Source organism: Morganella sp. TYF_1, from assembly GCF_043105645.1.
GTDB lineage: Bacteria > Pseudomonadota > Gammaproteobacteria > Enterobacterales > Enterobacteriaceae > Morganella > Morganella morganii_B.
Genome location: NZ_JBICLU010000007.1, coordinates 36,924 through 52,798, shown reverse-complemented (window position 1 = coordinate 52,798; position 15,875 = coordinate 36,924). Strand labels below are relative to the sequence as shown.

The 15,875-nt window shown below is 51.6% G+C and carries 15 protein-coding genes; 5 read left to right on the top strand and 10 right to left on the bottom strand.

What is annotated here, in order from left to right:
* Positions 1–477 precede the first annotated feature (477 nt).
* Entirely contained in the window at positions 478–1,455 is a 978-nt protein-coding gene (gene pfkA, locus ACF8OF_RS01735; RefSeq protein WP_025151989.1) for a 6-phosphofructokinase, read from the top strand.
* A gap of 261 nt (positions 1,456–1,716) precedes the next feature.
* Positions 1,717–2,319, top strand: coding sequence for a phenylacetic acid degradation protein (locus ACF8OF_RS01730; protein ID WP_392495518.1), 603 nt, complete (start codon positions 1,717–1,719; stop codon positions 2,317–2,319).
* Between the two features lie 96 nt (positions 2,320–2,415).
* On the opposite strand, the gene tpiA is transcribed toward ACF8OF_RS01730, so the two are convergent.
* Together tpiA and ACF8OF_RS01720 are read right to left on the bottom strand one after the other, a co-directional pair.
* Complete coding sequence (gene tpiA / locus ACF8OF_RS01725; RefSeq protein ID WP_392495516.1) at positions 2,416–3,186, bottom strand: triose-phosphate isomerase; 771 nt, start codon at positions 3,184–3,186, stop codon at positions 2,416–2,418.
* Positions 3,187–3,319: 133 nt separating this feature from the next.
* The gene (locus ACF8OF_RS01720) at positions 3,320–3,940 is read right to left on the bottom strand and encodes a DUF1454 family protein (protein ID WP_392495515.1); all 621 of its coding nucleotides are present in this window, start codon (positions 3,938–3,940) and stop codon (positions 3,320–3,322) included.
* Between the two features lie 57 nt (positions 3,941–3,997).
* Between ACF8OF_RS01720 and ACF8OF_RS01715 the strand changes: the two genes are divergently transcribed.
* Positions 3,998–4,426, top strand: coding sequence for a DUF805 domain-containing protein (locus ACF8OF_RS01715; protein ID WP_392495514.1), 429 nt, complete (start codon positions 3,998–4,000; stop codon positions 4,424–4,426).
* A gap of 34 nt (positions 4,427–4,460) precedes the next feature.
* Here the strand turns inward: ACF8OF_RS01715 and fpr are convergent, their stop codons facing one another.
* The gene (gene fpr, locus ACF8OF_RS01710) at positions 4,461–5,210 is read right to left on the bottom strand and encodes a ferredoxin--NADP(+) reductase (RefSeq protein ID WP_392495512.1); all 750 of its coding nucleotides are present in this window, start codon (positions 5,208–5,210) and stop codon (positions 4,461–4,463) included.
* Positions 5,211–5,535: 325 nt separating this feature from the next.
* Between fpr and emrD the strand changes: the two genes are divergently transcribed.
* Positions 5,536–6,723, top strand: coding sequence for a multidrug efflux MFS transporter EmrD (emrD, locus tag ACF8OF_RS01705; protein ID WP_262862616.1), 1,188 nt, complete (start codon positions 5,536–5,538; stop codon positions 6,721–6,723).
* A 69-nt stretch (positions 6,724–6,792) separates the two neighbouring features.
* Here the strand turns inward: emrD and glpQ are convergent, their stop codons facing one another.
* The 4 genes from glpQ to ACF8OF_RS01685 all read right to left on the bottom strand — a co-directional run bounded on the left by glpQ (position 6,793) and on the right by ACF8OF_RS01685 (position 11,976).
* A complete protein-coding gene (gene glpQ / locus ACF8OF_RS01700; RefSeq protein ID WP_392495510.1) occupies positions 6,793–7,875 on the bottom strand; it encodes a glycerophosphodiester phosphodiesterase in 1,083 nt (360 codons plus the stop codon).
* A 14-nt stretch (positions 7,876–7,889) separates the two neighbouring features.
* On the bottom strand, positions 7,890–9,242 hold the full coding sequence (gene glpT / locus ACF8OF_RS01695) for a glycerol-3-phosphate transporter (protein WP_274369912.1): 1,353 nt from the start codon (positions 9,240–9,242) through the stop codon (positions 7,890–7,892).
* A gap of 319 nt (positions 9,243–9,561) precedes the next feature.
* Positions 9,562–11,088, bottom strand: a complete 1,527-nt coding sequence (glpK, locus tag ACF8OF_RS01690; RefSeq protein WP_392495509.1) for a glycerol kinase GlpK — start codon at positions 11,086–11,088, stop codon at positions 9,562–9,564.
* A 69-nt stretch (positions 11,089–11,157) separates the two neighbouring features.
* Positions 11,158–11,976 (bottom strand): aquaporin, encoded by an 819-nt coding sequence (locus ACF8OF_RS01685; protein ID WP_279797217.1) that lies wholly within the window; start codon positions 11,974–11,976, stop codon positions 11,158–11,160.
* 315 nt (positions 11,977–12,291) lie between these two features.
* Here ACF8OF_RS01685 and zapB point away from each other — a divergent pair, with 315 nt between their 5' ends.
* A complete protein-coding gene (zapB, locus tag ACF8OF_RS01680; protein ID WP_004236611.1) occupies positions 12,292–12,534 on the top strand; it encodes a cell division protein ZapB in 243 nt (80 codons plus the stop codon).
* 298 nt (positions 12,535–12,832) lie between these two features.
* Here zapB and rraA read toward each other — a convergent pair whose 3' ends face one another.
* The 3 genes from rraA to hslU form a co-directional block, all read right to left on the bottom strand.
* The gene (gene rraA / locus ACF8OF_RS01675) at positions 12,833–13,366 is read right to left on the bottom strand and encodes a ribonuclease E activity regulator RraA (RefSeq protein WP_392495506.1); all 534 of its coding nucleotides are present in this window, start codon (positions 13,364–13,366) and stop codon (positions 12,833–12,835) included.
* A gap of 127 nt (positions 13,367–13,493) precedes the next feature.
* Positions 13,494–14,423 carry a 1,4-dihydroxy-2-naphthoate polyprenyltransferase gene (locus ACF8OF_RS01670; protein WP_262860781.1) on the bottom strand — a complete coding sequence of 310 codons (930 nt, stop codon included), beginning with the start codon at positions 14,421–14,423 and terminating at the stop codon, positions 13,494–13,496.
* A 114-nt stretch (positions 14,424–14,537) separates the two neighbouring features.
* Positions 14,538–15,872 (bottom strand): HslU--HslV peptidase ATPase subunit, encoded by a 1,335-nt coding sequence (gene hslU / locus ACF8OF_RS01665; protein WP_262862618.1) that lies wholly within the window; start codon positions 15,870–15,872, stop codon positions 14,538–14,540.
* Positions 15,873–15,875 lie beyond the last annotated feature (3 nt).

Here is a 15,875-nt window from a genome sequence, read left to right as displayed (position 1 = left end):
AAATATTATATAAAATTCTATTGCATTAATTGTGTCACAATGTAAATTTTTACATAGTTTATTACTGTTTGTTTTCATTAATTACATAATGTGCGGAGAATCCGGATATATATTCTTCTCCGGATGTGATTTTTGATTTCAAATTCCGGTTTTTACTCCTCTCTTTCCTGTAACGCATTTTTTGTGAAAAAAATGTTTCGGATACGCTAATTATTTTCTGTTTTTCGGGTATCCTTAACGGGTATGCTGAATAATATCCGGTTATGACGTACCGGTGTTTCCGGTGTCTCAAAATGACAAAAAAATCCGCAAAGGTAGGTGCATCCGGCGAAACCTTATTTTACTATAGGGTTAGGTGAATCAATTCAGCACCGCATTACAGCAGTGAATTCCCGAAGCCTGACCGGGGAAGCGTGATAACATGCCGCTCAGGTTTTTCAGATTTACACATATTACATCTGCAAATCAGAGGTCATCATGAGCAAGAAGATCAAACGAATCGGTGTGCTGACAAGCGGCGGTGATGCGCCGGGCATGAATGCTGCGATCCGCGGCGTTGTCCGCGCTGCGCTGTCAGAAGAGCTGGAAGTTATCGGGATTTATGACGGCTATCTCGGGCTGTATGAAAACCGGATGAAACAGCTCGACCGTTTCAGTGTCTCTGATGTGATCAACCGCGGCGGTACCTTCCTCGGGTCAGCCCGTTTCCCGGAATTCCGTGATGATAAAGTGCGGGAAACGGCGATTGAAAATATGCGCAAAAACGGCATCGACGCGCTGGTGGTTATCGGCGGGGACGGTTCCTATCTCGGCGCCAAAAAACTGACCGAAGCGGGTTTTCCGTGCATCGGTCTGCCGGGCACTATCGATAATGACGTGGCAGGAACCGATTACACCATCGGCTATTTTACCGCGCTGGAAACCGTGGTTGAAGCGATTGACCGCCTGCGTGATACCTCCACATCCCACAAACGTATCTCTATTGTGGAAGTGATGGGGCGCTATTGCGGTGACCTGACGCTGTCTGCCGCCATTGCCGGAGGCTGTGAATTTATCGTTCTGCCGCCGAACGAAGTGGAATACAGCAGTGATGAACTGATTGCAGAAATCAAAGCCGGGATTGATAAAGGTAAACGCCATGCCATTGTAGCGATCACCGAACATGTCACCGATGTGTATGAGCTGGCGCGCCAGATCGAGGCAACAACACATCACGAAACCCGCGCAACGGTGCTGGGCCATATCCAGCGCGGCGGTTCACCGGTGGCGTATGACCGTATCCTCGCATCCCGCATGGGCGCATATTCTATTCAGTTACTGCTGGAAGGTTACGGCGGCCGCTGTGTCGGGATCCAGAATGAAAAACTGGTTCATCACGATATTATTGATGCGGTGATGAATATGAAGCGGGTGTTTAAGAAAGACTGGTATGAGACCGCGAAGAAACTCTACTAAAAAATCCTCGTCATCCTTCAGTCCGTGGCCGTGTTGGCTGCGTTCGCCCACCCCGGTCACATACTGGTGTATGTTCCCGGGGATGTTCTCACTTTGCCGCCTTGCCACAAACTGAATGATTTAGAGGATTACGCGAATTGTCCTTCAGCCTGTGGCGGTGTTGGCTTCATTCATCGCTAGGGTCACATACTGATGTATGTTCCCGGGGCTCTTCATTTCGCCGCCTTGTCACACATTTTTTGTTGCATCTCTGTCTGTAACATGGAGAATTTAAAAGAAGTCGGATACCGGATTCATAAGGACAGTGGGGCAGACCTCAATATGCATATTATTATTGCTGCAATTTCAGCATTAGCGGCGCTTGTATGGGCGTTACATTCATTACAAAACTCAGGTGTTGATCTGAATTCGTTTAATCCGTTTACCTGGGCCCGGCGAAGAAAGTGGCAAGAACAATACGGGGTGAAACCGATTTATAATTTACCGACGGCAACAGAAGCAGCTGCCGTTATTATTGTCGGGGCTCTGAAGCAGGAAGGGGAAATATCCCGGGAACAAAAACAAACGGTAATTACGCTGTTTACGGATAATTTTAACCTGGAAAATCAGGATGCTGCGGACTTGTTTTCCTCATCGTCACATCTGGTACATGATAACGAACTGAATTTTGATCAAAGTGTCCCTCATATACTTAAATTGAGTATGAAGCAATTTACACCTGAAATGGTTGTGACATTCCTTTCATTATTAGAACGTGTGGTGACGCTGGAGGGGAAACCGACAAAGGCACAGACAGATATTATTGACCGGGTGCGGGAGACATTTAAACGTGAAAATAAAAATAATATAAACTGGAAAAACTAGTTTTTTGTTATTTAAAACGACAGTACCGGCTATGATTTCACGGAACACACAAAAAAAGCGGCGATTTCGCCGCTTTTTGCTGTCCGGAATCCGGGATTATTTTGCCGCTTTGGCTGCGGCAGCAGCTTTGACGATCACGCCGAACGCATCGGCTTTCAGTGATGCGCCGCCGACTAATGCACCGTCGATATCCGGCTGAGTGAACAGCTCTGCGGCATTTTTATCGTTCACGGAACCGCCGTACTGGATGATGACCTGCTCTGCCACTTTCGCATCTTTTTTCGCGATATGGTTGCGGATAAATTTGTGGACTGCCTGTGCCTGCGCAGGAGTGGCGGATTTGCCGGTACCGATAGCCCAGATAGGCTCATAGGCAATGACCGCGCCGAGGAAAGCGTCTGCACCCTGGGTATTCAGAACAGCATCAATCTGACGTGCGCAGACTTCTTCGGTTTTACCCGCTTCATTTTCTGCTTCGGACTCACCGATGCACAGTACCGGGGTCAGACCCAGTTTTTTCAGGACAGCGAATTTTTCTGCCACTAATTCATCACTCTCACCGTGGTAAGTACGGCGCTCGGAGTGACCGATAATGATGTACTGCGCGCCGATATCTTTCAGCATTTCAGGGGAGGTTTCGCCGGTGAACGCACCGGAGAGATTCAGGCCGGTATCCTGGGCACCCAGCACAATGGAGGAGCCCGCCAGAACCTGTTTGGCCTGAGAGAGATAAATTGCCGGTGGTGCGATCGCAACATCACATCCGGTGACATTACCGATTTCATGACGCAGAGCGGTGATCAGCTCATGAACCATTTTACTGCTGCCGTTCAGCTTCCAGTTACCCATGACTAAGGGATGTCGCATTGTATTTCCTCCTGCCGGAATGAGTTAAATGACTTCAGCTTTATTACCATTGTCCGCGCAGAGCGGCGAACAGGCAAACAGAGAGACAGTATAGTGAAAGCGGCGCGAAATAGCTTTGCTTTTCGGCCACTGTTTACTGTGCTGTTTCACTATTAGATAGCGAAAGCTTAATCGGTTCAATAGCGAAAGTTACCCCATTTTTACTATCAACTACCAGAAGATAACGTAATGCACCGAATTGAGAGGCGTAAGTGCCGGTTTTGAAATCCGTTGCCAGCGCCCGGCTCAGGGCGGCATCAATATTGCTTTTATTGAGTGTCGGCTCGAACTGAATAATCAGTGCTTTAATATAGGCCAGCATCAGATCCCGGTTGTTTTTTTCCGCCGAACTGTCCGCACCGGGCAGCAGTGTCAGCTGGAGACTTTTGATTTTTTCACTGTCGCGCTCAAGGACGGCAGAGGAGTAAATATAAGGGCTGATGCGGGTTGCCGCCCGCAGATAGCTGGCAGTAATATCGTTTGAGGCCACGACTTTGTATTCCCGCAATGGCAGCAACGGGTTGTTGCGGTTAAACTGTTCGCGCATAACGGGGATGGTGATGCCGAAGGCGGGCGCATCTGCCTGAAGCCAGAGCGCTTCCGGTGAGCAGGGGATGGGGATCAGTACCGTATCACCTGCCGCAGCGGATGTGACAGGCAGCAGTGCGCATCCCGCTGTCAGGGCGGTCAGTACGGTTTTTTTGACTGCGTTCATAACGGCTCCCTGTGATCTGTCTGCAACATAACCAGTGTACACGATTAGGAAAGAGAAATGACACTACAACAATGGGCGTTTTCGTTTCACGGGCGGATCGGCCGCAAAGCATTCTGGGCGGGGATCGGCGTGTGCGGCGCAGTGCTGTTTCTCCTGATGTCATTACAGGGGCTGTTTCAGTTACCTGTTGAAGTGATTATGGTACCGGTACTGATGGTGATGTATCCGGCAGCCGCAATTTTTACCAAACGCCTGCATGATCGCAATAAACGCGGCGGCTGGGCATTGATGCTGGTGATGGCGTGGGCGCTGACCACACCGGACTGGAGCCTCGCCGGTGATTTCTGGCAGTGGGGACTGGGGCGTTTTCTGCCGATTTTTATCGTGATGATAATGGTGCTCGACTGCGGCGTGTTTAAAAGCCTTGATGAAGGTAACCGTTTCGGGGAGAGCACGCAGCCGGTGGATAAAATCGACAGCCTCTGAAGCAGAGACAGCGGGAAAACCCGCTGTCACAGGCTCACCAGTATTGTTCGCTGGTGATATGACCGGGCTTGCGGCGCAGGTGTTTGCGCATCTCCCGCTCTGTTTTCAGTAAATTCTGTGTATCTTTTACCATTTCCGGGTTACCGCACAGCATCACATGGCTGTTTTCGGCGGTCAGCGGTAACCCGGCGGCCGCTTCCAGCTCACCGGTGCGGATCAGTGCCGGTACCCGGCCATGCAGTGAGCCTTCCGCATGTTCCCGGCTGACGACAGCCACAATCCGCAGTTTGTCACTCCCGAGGTTTTTCTGCAGTTCCTGCATCAGCGGCAGATAGCTCAGGTCGGCGGCATAGCGCACGGCATGCACCAGCACAATATGCCGGAACCGCGCCAGATCCCTGCCGTATTGCAGAATGGATAAAAACGGGCCGATGGCGGTGCCGGTGGAGAGCATCCAGAGAGTATCGCAGTCCGGTACTTCATCAAGCACAAAAAAACCGGCCGCTTCATCGGTGATCAGTAGTTCATCTCCCGGGATCAGGGCTGCCAGCCGCGGGCTGAGTTTACCGTCGCCGACGGTGACCAGGTAAAATTCAAGATCATCATCATCCGGTGCATTAACATAAGAATAAGCGCGCTGTATGCGTTCGCCGTCAATTTCCAGACCGAGTTTGGCGAATTGTCCCGCCGTAAACGGGCGGACAGGTGCCTGAACATGCAGGCTGAATAAGGTATCAGTATGGTGTGTGATACGTGTGACACGTCCTGTGATCCAGTTTGACATGCATAACCTCCGTCAGTCGCAGAATGGTCGTTATTAATATGTAAACCAGTGTAATAAGCCAACGGGGAAAAATGTATCGATTAAATGCGTCAGAGGATCCTGTCGCATGAATACGATAAATCAGGATGAACTGTACAGTTTAGTTGCCGGAAACAGCATAAAAACGGTCGTTTGGTAACAAAAATAAATGTGTGAACTATCTCCCAAAATTTTTTTAATTTGCTATTTTATAGGGTATCGCAAGTATGACTGATTCTGGCTGTAATTATCACTGCCGGAATTGTGCTGTGCCCTCCCGGTAACAATGTAAAGACTGACAATAAAAATGAAAAAACTGGAAAATTTTCATCTGCTGGTAATGCTGATTGCGCTGATTGCTGTCGGGCAAATGACGCAGACGGTGTATGTACCGGTAATAACGGATATTGCGCTGGATTTCGGCGAACCGGCGGGTGCCGTGCAGAGTGTGATGGCGGCGTATTTATTTACCTATGGTGCATCCCAGCTTATTTACGGGCCGATCTCAGATAAAATCGGCCGCCGTCCGGTGATCCTCACCGGGTTATTTATTTATGTGTTATCCACGACTGCTGCGCTGTTTTCGCCGAACCTGACCATGCTGGTGATTGCCAGCGGGTTGCAGGGGCTGGGGACCGGGGTGGCCGGGGTGATGGCCCGGACCATGCCGCGTGATTTATATACCGGGATTTCCCTGCGCTATGCCAACAGCCTGCTGAATATGGGGATCCTGGTCAGCCCGCTGATTGCCCCGATGCTCGGCGGTGCGCTGGCGTTTTTCTTCGGCTGGCGCGCCTGTTATGCGTTTCTGCTCCTGCTCGGCCTGGCGGTGGGTTACAACATGTGGCACAAGCTGCCGGAAACCCGTCCGCCGATGAAAGAGAAACCGAAAATGTGGGCCTCTTTCCGCCTGCTGCTGACCAACCGGACATTTGTGCCGTATCTGGCGATGCTGATTTGCGGCCTGGCCGGGGTGGCGGTATTTGAGGCCTCCAGTGGTGTGCTGATGCGTGACGGCCTGGGGCTGAGTAGTATGGCGGTGAGTATTCTGTTTATTCTGCCGATCCCGGCAGCATTTTTCGGTGCCTGGTTTGCCGGGCGGGACAGTAAATCCTTCAGTTTTCTGGTGTGGTGTGCGGTAATCTGCTGCCTGGTGGCCGGTGCGCTGATGTGGATCCCGGGGCTGCTGGGTGTGATGAATGTCTGGACGTTACTGATCCCCGCTGCATTGTTCTTTTTTGGTGCCGGGATGCTGTTTCCGCTGGCCACCACGGCGGCAATGGAGCCGTTCCCGTATCTGGCGGGAGCTGCCGGTGCGCTGGTGGGCGGATTACAGAATGTGGGTTCCGGTGTTGCCACCTGGATTTCAGCACTGATGCCGCAGGGCGGGCAGGGCAGTGTCGGCCTGCTGATGCTGGCAGTCTCCGTGATTATGGTGCTGTGCTGGCTGCCGCTGGCTCACCGGTTGCAGAATCAGCAGCCGATGGCATCCTGAGTCAGGCTTCTGAGATAAAGAAAACGGGCACTGTTGTGCCCGTTGTTGTTTTGTTCCGCAGCGGAGTGATCACTGATGAAGTTTATGTTTTTGCAGAAACTGTACGCCTTTGTCCGGAAAATCGGTAAATAACCCTTCTGCTCCGGCCTGAATATAAATAGCATCAAATAACTGTTCAGTGTTCTCCGCATACGGCGGTAAGGCATCCGCGCGGACAGTAAACGGATGGATCATCAGTTGCGAAGCGTGTGCCTCTTTTGCCATCGGCGTCAGGGTGATGTGGCCCGGTTTGGACTCCTTGCTGATAAGCATATGATAATCAGGCCCGATGCCATCAGCATATGCTGCGATTTTACTCATCGCACCGGGAGACATCATCCAGTCATAGTTATAGTTGACCCATTTACCTTCCGCATTCTGCTCAAAGGTTTCCTGCCAGTCGGTGTAAGCGATCAGCTGTATCAGCATCAGATCCATCTTCATTTCCGGCATCAGCTCATTTTTGATGCGCTTTAATTCATTCGGATCGAAACACTGAAGAAATACCCCGGAATCTTTAGTCTGGTAGCCGTAGGCTTTCAGCACTTCCAGGGTTTTACGGGTGATATCTTTACCTTCCTGGTGGTGGAACCACGGCGCTTTGATTTCCGGGTAAATCCCGGTGTTTTTTCCGGTGGAATGATTCAGACCCTGAATGAATTCAAGTTCTTCCTGAAAGGTATGAATACGGAAATCTGATTTTCCCATCGGAAAACGACCCGGATATTTTTGTACCGCTTTACCGTTTTCGATTTCAAATCCTTCAGTAAATTTCAGGGACTTAATTTCCGCGAGAGTAAAGTCGATAGCGTAGTAACGGCCATCTTTACGCGCGCGATCCGGAAAGCGTGTTGCCACATCGGTAACACGGTCGAGATAATGATCATGCAGGACGATGAGCTCATCATCTTTGGTCATCACCAGATCCTGTTCCAGATAATCAGCACCCTGCGCGTATGCCATCGCTTTGGCCGGCAGGGTATGCTCCGGCAGATAGCCGCTGGCGCCGCGATGTGCAATCACAATCTTATTGTCTGCCGCAAAAGCGGCAGAGCCGCAGAGCACGGCACCGGCCAGGGCACTGACAAGATAAAACTGACGGGATATCTTCATCGGCCTGTCTCCGCTTAGGCTTTATTGCGGGCGATTTCATCGTGATGTTTCTTCTCACCACGCATCACCACAACTAACAGAATCACAGCGAGCACACTGCCGCCAATCATGACACCAAAACCGCCATTCCAGCCGAAATAATCCACAGTAAAGCCGACGATGGCACTTGCTGCCACCGAGCCGCCGAGGTAGCCGAATAACCCGGTGAATCCCGCTGCGGTACCGGCTGCTTTCTTCGGTGCAAGCTCCAGGGCGTGCAGGCCGATCAGCATGACCGGGCCGTAAATCAGGAAGCCGATGGTGATCATACACGCCATATCAACCGCCGGGTTTCCCGGCGGGTTGAGCCAGAAGACCACGGTGGCAATGGTGACCAGTGCCATAAAGAACACCCCGGTTGCACCGCGGTTTCCTTTAAAGACTTTATCTGACATCCAGCCGCACAGCAGTGTGCCGGGAATCCCCGCCCATTCATACAGGAAATAGGCGACAGAATAGCCCGTTATATCGAAATGTTTGACTTCCCGGAGATAAGTCGGTGACCAGTCCAGCACGCCGTAACGCAGCAGATAAACAAAGACGTTAGCAAAAGCGATATACCACAGTAACTTATTCGGCAGGATGTATTGCATAAAGATCTGTTTTGCCGTCAGTTCAACTTCGCTGTTCTCTGTATAATCATCAGGATAGTCGTTTTTGTACTCTTCGATTGGCGGCAGGCCGCAGGATTGCGGGGTATCCCGCATCAGGGCAAATGCAATGAGTGCTACCAGAATGGCGGCAAATGCCGGCATATAAAACGCGGCTTTCCAGTCACCGAACCAGTACATTCCCAGCAGCATCAGCATCGGCGGTAAGCCGCCGCCGACGTTATGGGCACAGTTCCAGACAGACACAATCCCGCCGCGCTCTTTTTGTGACCACCAGTGGACCATGGTGCGTCCGCACGGCGGCCAGCCCATCCCCTGGAACCACCCGCAGAGAAACAGCAGGATAGCCATAATCCAGACGGAAGAGGTTGCCCAGTCGCAAAAGCCCATGATTAACATGACAGCGGAGGCAAGAATAAGTCCGGTCGGGAGAAAATAGCGTGGGTTAGCCCGGTCAGAAAACGATCCCATGATAAATTTGGAAAGACCGTAAGCAATGGAGATCGCCGATAATGCCGTACCGAGCTCGCCTCTGGAGAACCCTTGTTCCATCAGGCTGGGGAAAGCAAGGGCGAAATTTTTCCGGACCAGGTAATAGGCAGCATAGCCAAAAAAGATCCCCATAAAGATTTGCCAGCGCAGACGGCGGTATACCGGATCAATACGATCGGCACTGAGCCGCTGAATATGCGGCGCAGGTTTAAACAGGCTTAGCATAGACATCTCCTTCGCTAAGTATTTGTCAGTGTGCGGTGATGAAGTTTACCGGAACAACGGCGGTTTTCTTCATGTATTTTCCTTTGCGCTCACAGACTATTCGTTTTTATTCGTTATTACTGTGAATTCCAGCACAAGATGTTACATATTGATTACAGTTGGTTAATTTTTGTGATCATGGTGGCATATCCGGGAATTTAATCTGAAGGCAGGTACTTTTACAGAGTGAGGTGGTTTTTTGTTCTGGTGATAATTGTTGTTTTCGCGCATAAAAAACCGCCGGTATTAACCGGCGGCAGAAAGGTAAAGCTCAGAGGGATTAGCTGTGATCTTCCCAGTCCTGTGCGCGGGTAACGGCTTTTTTCCAGCCGTTATAACGGACATTCCGTTCCGTGGTTTCAATGCCCGGACGGAAGGTTTTCTCGATGGTGGATTTGGCTTTTATTTCCTCCAAATCCTGCCAGAACCCGGTGGATAACCCGGCCAGCAATGCCGCACCCAGTGCGGTACTTTCGCGGATCAGCGGGCGTTCCACAGACGTGCCCAGGATATCGGACTGGAACTGCATCAGGAAATTGTTTGCCACCGCACCGCCATCGACACGCAGTGCCTTCAGACGGGTTCCGGCATCGGCCTGCATGGCTTCCAGTACGTCGCGGGTCTGATAGGCGATAGATTCCAGCGTGGCGCGGATCAGGTGATTACTGTTCACTCCCCGTGTCAGACCGAAAATGGCTCCGCGTGCATACGGATCCCAGTAAGGTGCACCGAGGCCGGTAAAGGCGGGCACCACATACACACCATTACTGTCTTTGACTTTGGTGGCGAAGTATTCGGAATCGGTGGCATCAGCAATGATTTTCATCTCATCACGCAGCCACTGGATGGAGGCTCCGGCCACAAAAACCGCGCCCTCAAGGGCATAATTTACTTCACCGCGCGGACCGCAGGCGATCGTGGTCAGCAGGCCGTGTTCAGACAGCACCGCTTCGTTACCGGTGTTCATCAGCAGGAAGCAGCCGGTGCCGTAGGTGTTTTTCGCCATGCCCGGCTGAACACACATCTGACCGAACAGTGCCGCCTGCTGGTCACCGGCAATACCGGCGATAGGAATACGGGTACCGCCTTTCCCGCCGATGTTGGTTTTGCCGTAGATCTCTGATGATGCTTTCACGTCCGGCAGCATGGCACGCGGAATGCCGAACAGATCGAGGATTTTCTGATCCCACGCCAGTGAACGGATGTTATACAGCATGGTGCGCGAGGCGTTGGTGTGATCGGTGACGTGCACACGTCCCTGGGTCATGCGCCAGACCAGCCAGGTATCAACGGTTCCGAACAGTAATTCCCCTTTCTCCGCCTTTTCCCGCGCACCCTCAACATTATCGAGGATCCACTTCACTTTGGTGCCGGAAAAATACGGGTCGACCACCAGACCGGTGTTTTCCCGGATGTAGCGGACCATTTCTTCATTCTGCTTGAGGCCGGTGCAGTAATCTGCCGTCCGGCGGCATTGCCAGACAATCGCATTATAAACCGGTTTGCCGGTCTCTTTTTCCCAGACGATGGTGGTTTCGCGCTGGTTAGTGATACCGATAGCGGCGACTTCGTCGGGATGTACGTCCGTTTTGGCGAGGACTTCCGTTAAAACGGAACTCTGTGTGGCCCAGATTTCCATCGGATCATGCTCCACCCAGCCCGGTTTCGGGTAGATTTGGGTGAATTCGCGCTGTGCGATATCGATAATATTGGCATTACGATCAAAAAGTACCGCCCGCGAACTGGTGGTTCCCTGATCCAGCGCGACGATATACTTTTTCTCACGGGTGATTGTTTCTGTTGTCATAATTAAACCTGTTTTATTTCTGAGTGAACAAACACGCGATAACGTCAGAGTACGTGATTCGCTGCGGTATTATTTTTCGTCTCCGGTATCACACACTTCACACGGCAGATGACGCCCGATGAGTTTGCGGTAGCCGAATGCACCGAGTAACCCGCCGACGACCGGCGCAAACATCGGCACCAGGAAATACGGGATATCACGCCCGCCGGTGAAGGCGATATCTCCCCAGCCTGCGAGGTATGCAACTACTTTCGGGCCGAAGTCACGGGCAGGGTTAAGGGCGAATCCGGTCAGCGGACCGAAGGAGCCGCCGATAACCGCAATCAGCAGGCCAATCAGCAGCGGTGCCAGCGGGCCGCGCGGTACGCCGTTGCCGTCATCGGTCAGTGCCAGGATAAGGCAGACCAGGATGGCGGCGATCACCACTTCGATAAAGAACGCCTGGCCCACACTGACTGCTGCTGCCGGATAGGTGGAGAATACCCCGGCAGTAAAGAGGCTTTCCGGTGAGCCGCGCACAATATGATGCACCTGGTCATAATCAAGAAACACATTGTAATACATTGAATACACCAGTGCCGCGGCAGCAAATCCGCCGAGGAATTGTGCCGCGATATACGGAATGACTTTGCGGCGATCAAAGCAGGCAAACAGCCAGAGCGCGAGTGTGACCGCCGGGTTGAGATGCGCGCCTGAGATCCCGGCTGTCAGATACACTGCCAGTGCCACACCCAGACCCCAGATGATACTGACTTCCCATAATCCCAGCTGTGCGCCGGCAATACGAACCGCAGCCACACAGCCTAAACCAAAGAAGACCAGCAAAGCTGTACCCAGGAACTCGGAAAGACATTGTCCGAAGAGGGTCGGAGATTTTAGTAGACTCATAGTATCAATCCTGATAGTGCAAAATTAGGGTGAAATAAGTGTGAATTATTAACAAATGATGTTCTTCGTGTATCAGACATATGTCTGAGTGTGAATTTATCGTTAATGTTCGTAATCGAGAAATAACGAAATCAAGAACTGTGGTTTGTGTCAAAAAATTGAGCGATTTCGCATATTTTGTAACAGGGATGCAACATTCAGGCTGATAATTGCCGGATTTTATTCTGCGGCATTATGGGGAATACACGTGATGTGACTGGACACATTGATAACACCTACTTACAATCAGAGCATCGCTTACAAGGAGGACGCAAGATGTCATTTGAAGTATTTGAAAAGCTGGAAGCAAAGGTCCAGCAGGCTATCGACACCATCACACTGTTACAGATGGAAATCGACGAATTAAAAGAAACGAACAATAACCTGAACCGCGAAGTGCAGAATGCCGCCGGTGCCCGTGAGTCACTGGTACGTGAAAACGAACAGCTGAAGCAGGAGCAGGCAGGCTGGCAGGAGCGTCTGCGGGCTTTGTTGGGTAAGATGGACGACGTCCAGTAATTACGCGTCATCCTTCGCCCTGTGGCTGTGTTGGTTTCGCTCAGCTCCCCGGTCACATACTGATGTATGCTCCCGGAGCTCTTCGCTTCACCGCCTTGCCACAGAACGAATGATTTAGCGTAATCGCGGTTTTGATGCTGTGGCTGTTTAGCGTAATACGGGTATTGTTCTGTGGTGCTGACTTCATTTGTCCGCCTTACTGCAAATAACTGATTGAGTGTGATGCGGTTTTATATGGCGTCATAACGACAAAAGGGCGGATATCCGCCCTTTTTGCTGTTTGTGTATCTGATGAGGATTATGCTTCGGTCAGCTCATCTTCATCGTCATCATTTTCTTCCGACAGGGTCAGCGGGATATCAGACAGAATAATCCCGGTGTTATCCGCATACAGATAATCGCCGGAGAAGAACGTTACGCCGCCGAAATTCACGCGGATATCACTGTCACCGATACCTTCTGAACCGCAGCCTGCCGGAATGGCGGCCATGGCCTGAATACCGATATCCATTTCTGCCAGGTCGTCCACCTGACGCACCGCGCCGTACACCACAATACCTTCCCAGCCGTTCTGCACTGCCAGTGCCGCGAGTTCCGCATCAACCAGCGCGCGGCGGACAGAACCGCCCCCGTCAACGAGCAGAATACGGCCTTCTCCCTCTTCTTCCAGGAGATCAAAGAGCAGTCCGTTATCTTCAAAGCATTTTACGGTGGTGATTTGCCCCGCAAACGATGAACAGCCCCCGAAGTTGGAAAACAGGGGTTCAACGACATTCACATTTTCCTGGTAAATGTCACAAAGCTCGGAGGTGTCGAAGGTATCATTTTTCATAGGATTTTACGTCTGGTTGCTGCCGGATACAGTCAGTATAGCCCCTTCGCACCGTTGTTTGCAAAATCAACAGCGACCGCTTTCCGATCTGAATCAAGAAAGCGGCAGATTTCGGCGTAAATCCCGGTTACAGACGCTGGCAGATAAGCCCTGCGGAAAACAGGATATTGACCAGCAGTGCGGCTTTCACCATCTGTTCCAGCAGCGGGCGCATTCCCGTGGCGGTCATGTCACCCAGCACACGTCTGATATGCATAAACAGTACCGGTGCGGAAAGCAGGAACAGCCAGCTGTACCAGCCGTGCAGATAGAGCAGGGTAAAAAGCACCAGGCACAGGAACGCTGCTGTGATCACGGCGGCGTGGTAATAGCGGGATTTCAGCGGACCGAGGCGGACAGCCAGGGTATTTTTCCCGGTCAGGATATCATTTTCGATATCGCGCATATTATTGATATTCAGCACCGCAACTGACAGCAGTCCGCAGGCGGTCGCGGGCAGAATGGTCAGCGGGCTGAAAAAACCGGCCTGCAGGTAATAGGTGCCTATCACGCTCAGCCAGCCGAAAAAGATCAGAACAGAAATATCACCCAGCCCGAGGTAGCCGTAGGGTTTTTTCCCGACGGTATAGGTGATTGCAGCGATAATCGCCGCCACACCTAACCCCAGGAAGCCGATAATATCTTCCGGTTTCTCGCAGGCGACAATAATCAGCGCCAGCCCGGACAGGCAGGCGAGCGTGACGGTCAGAATCAGTGCCTTTTTCATCTGAGCGGCGGTGATCACACCTTTTTGCATACCGCGCAGCGGGCCGAGGCGCGCTTCGGTATCGGTGCCTTTTACCGCATCACCGTAGTCATTGGCCAGATTCGACAGGATCTGCAGAATCCCGGTGGTGATAAGGGCGAGCAGGGCAACAGGGAATTTAAAGTGACCGGTCCAGTAAGCCAGCGCGGAACCGGTAATAATCGCGATCACCCCGAGAGGTAATGTTTTGGGCCGCAGGCTTTCCAGCCAGGCTTGGGTACGGCTGATGGCCGGTGAAGGGGTGACTGACATTGAAACTCGCTTACTTTTCAGAATGTAATAATAACGACAAAAAATAGTAACGCAGACTGCCGGGCGGATGATACCCGCGCAGTCTGAATAATATTATGTCTGATTATTATCGAATTACAGAATAAAGCGACTTAAATCTTCATCAGCCACGAGCTGATCCAGATGATCTTTCACGTATTCCGCATTGATCTCAATGGATTGGCCCTGTTTTTCACTGGCGTCATAGGAAATTTCTTCCATTAATCGTTCCAGCACCGTGTGTAAACGACGGGCACCGATATTTTCGGTGGTTTCGTTGACCTGCCATGCGGATTCCGCAATTTTACGGATGCCGTCAGCGGTGAAGGAAATATCCACACCTTCGGTAGCCATCAGTGCTTTGTACTGAACGGTCAGTGAGGCGTTCGGCTCGGTCAGGATACGCTCGAAATCTTCAGTGGTCAGTGCCTGTAATTCCACACGGATAGGCAGGCGGCCCTGTAATTCCGGGATCAGATCAGACGGGCTGGAAACCTGGAACGCACCGGAGGCGATAAACAGGATGTGGTCAGTTTTCACCATGCCGTGCTTGGTGGAGACAGTGCAGCCTTCAATCAGCGGCAGCAGGTCGCGCTGAACCCCTTCACGGGATACGTCCGGCCCGGAGGACTGACCGCCGCGCTTACAGATTTTATCGAATTCATCGATAAACACGATACCGTGCTGTTCAACGGCTTCAATGGCCTGCTCTTTCAGCTCTTCCGGATTCACCAGTTTGGCGGCTTCTTCCTCAACCAGCAGTTTGAAGGCTTCTTTAATCTTCATTTTGCGTGGTTTTTGTTTCTGTCCGGCCAGGTTCTGGAACATGGACTGTAACTGGCTGGTCATCTCTTCCATGCCCGGAGGTGCCATGATTTCCACACCCATTGGTGCGGCAGAGACTTCAATTTCAATGTCTTTGTCATCCAGCTGGCCTTCGCGCAGTTTCTTGCGGAATGCCTGACGGGCTGCAGACGGCTCTGCCTGGCTGTCAGTCTGACCCCAGTTATTTTTCGCCGGCGGGATCAATACATCGAGAATACGTTCTTCGGCCATTTCCTCAGCACGGAAACGGTTTTTCTCGATGGATTGCAGACGCACCATTTTTACAGCGGAATCGGTCAGATCGCGGATGATGGAATCCACTTCTTTACCGACATAACCCACTTCGGTGAATTTGGTGGCTTCAACTTTGATAAACGGCGCATTGGCCAGTTTGGCGAGACGACGGGCAATTTCCGTTTTACCGACACCGGTCGGGCCAATCATCAGAATATTTTTCGGGGTGACCTCGTGGCGCAGCTCTTCATTGAGCTGCATACGGCGCCAGCGGTTACGCAGTGCGATGGCGACAGCGCGTTTGGCTTTATCCTGGCCGATAATATGGTTATCGAGTTCGCTGACAATTTCGCGTGGAGTCATTTCGGACATAAC

Coding starts and splice junctions, on each gene's coding strand:
- ACF8OF_RS01720 (WP_392495515.1), bottom strand. CDS start 3,940: ATGAACGCAGTCAAAAAAACCGTACTGACCGCCCTGACAGCGGGATGC.
- ACF8OF_RS01685 (WP_279797217.1), bottom strand. CDS start 11,976: ATGAGTCTACTAAAATCTCCGACCCTCTTCGGACAATGTCTTTCCGAG.
- ACF8OF_RS01730 (WP_392495518.1), top strand. CDS start 1,717: ATGGAGAATTTAAAAGAAGTCGGATACCGGATTCATAAGGACAGTGGG.
- glpT (WP_274369912.1), bottom strand. CDS start 9,242: ATGCTAAGCCTGTTTAAACCTGCGCCGCATATTCAGCGGCTCAGTGCC.
- hslU (WP_262862618.1), bottom strand. CDS start 15,872: ATGTCCGAAATGACTCCACGCGAAATTGTCAGCGAACTCGATAACCAT.
- tpiA (WP_392495516.1), bottom strand. CDS start 3,186: ATGCGACATCCCTTAGTCATGGGTAACTGGAAGCTGAACGGCAGCAGT.
- ACF8OF_RS01670 (WP_262860781.1), bottom strand. CDS start 14,423: ATGTCAGTCACCCCTTCACCGGCCATCAGCCGTACCCAAGCCTGGCTG.
- glpK (WP_392495509.1), bottom strand. CDS start 11,088: ATGACAACAGAAACAATCACCCGTGAGAAAAAGTATATCGTCGCGCTG.
- zapB (WP_004236611.1), top strand. CDS start 12,292: ATGTCATTTGAAGTATTTGAAAAGCTGGAAGCAAAGGTCCAGCAGGCT.
- emrD (WP_262862616.1), top strand. CDS start 5,536: ATGAAAAAACTGGAAAATTTTCATCTGCTGGTAATGCTGATTGCGCTG.
- glpQ (WP_392495510.1), bottom strand. CDS start 7,875: ATGAAGATATCCCGTCAGTTTTATCTTGTCAGTGCCCTGGCCGGTGCC.
- fpr (WP_392495512.1), bottom strand. CDS start 5,210: ATGTCAAACTGGATCACAGGACGTGTCACACGTATCACACACCATACT.
- ACF8OF_RS01715 (WP_392495514.1), top strand. CDS start 3,998: ATGACACTACAACAATGGGCGTTTTCGTTTCACGGGCGGATCGGCCGC.
- pfkA (WP_025151989.1), top strand. CDS start 478: ATGAGCAAGAAGATCAAACGAATCGGTGTGCTGACAAGCGGCGGTGAT.
- rraA (WP_392495506.1), bottom strand. CDS start 13,366: ATGAAAAATGATACCTTCGACACCTCCGAGCTTTGTGACATTTACCAG.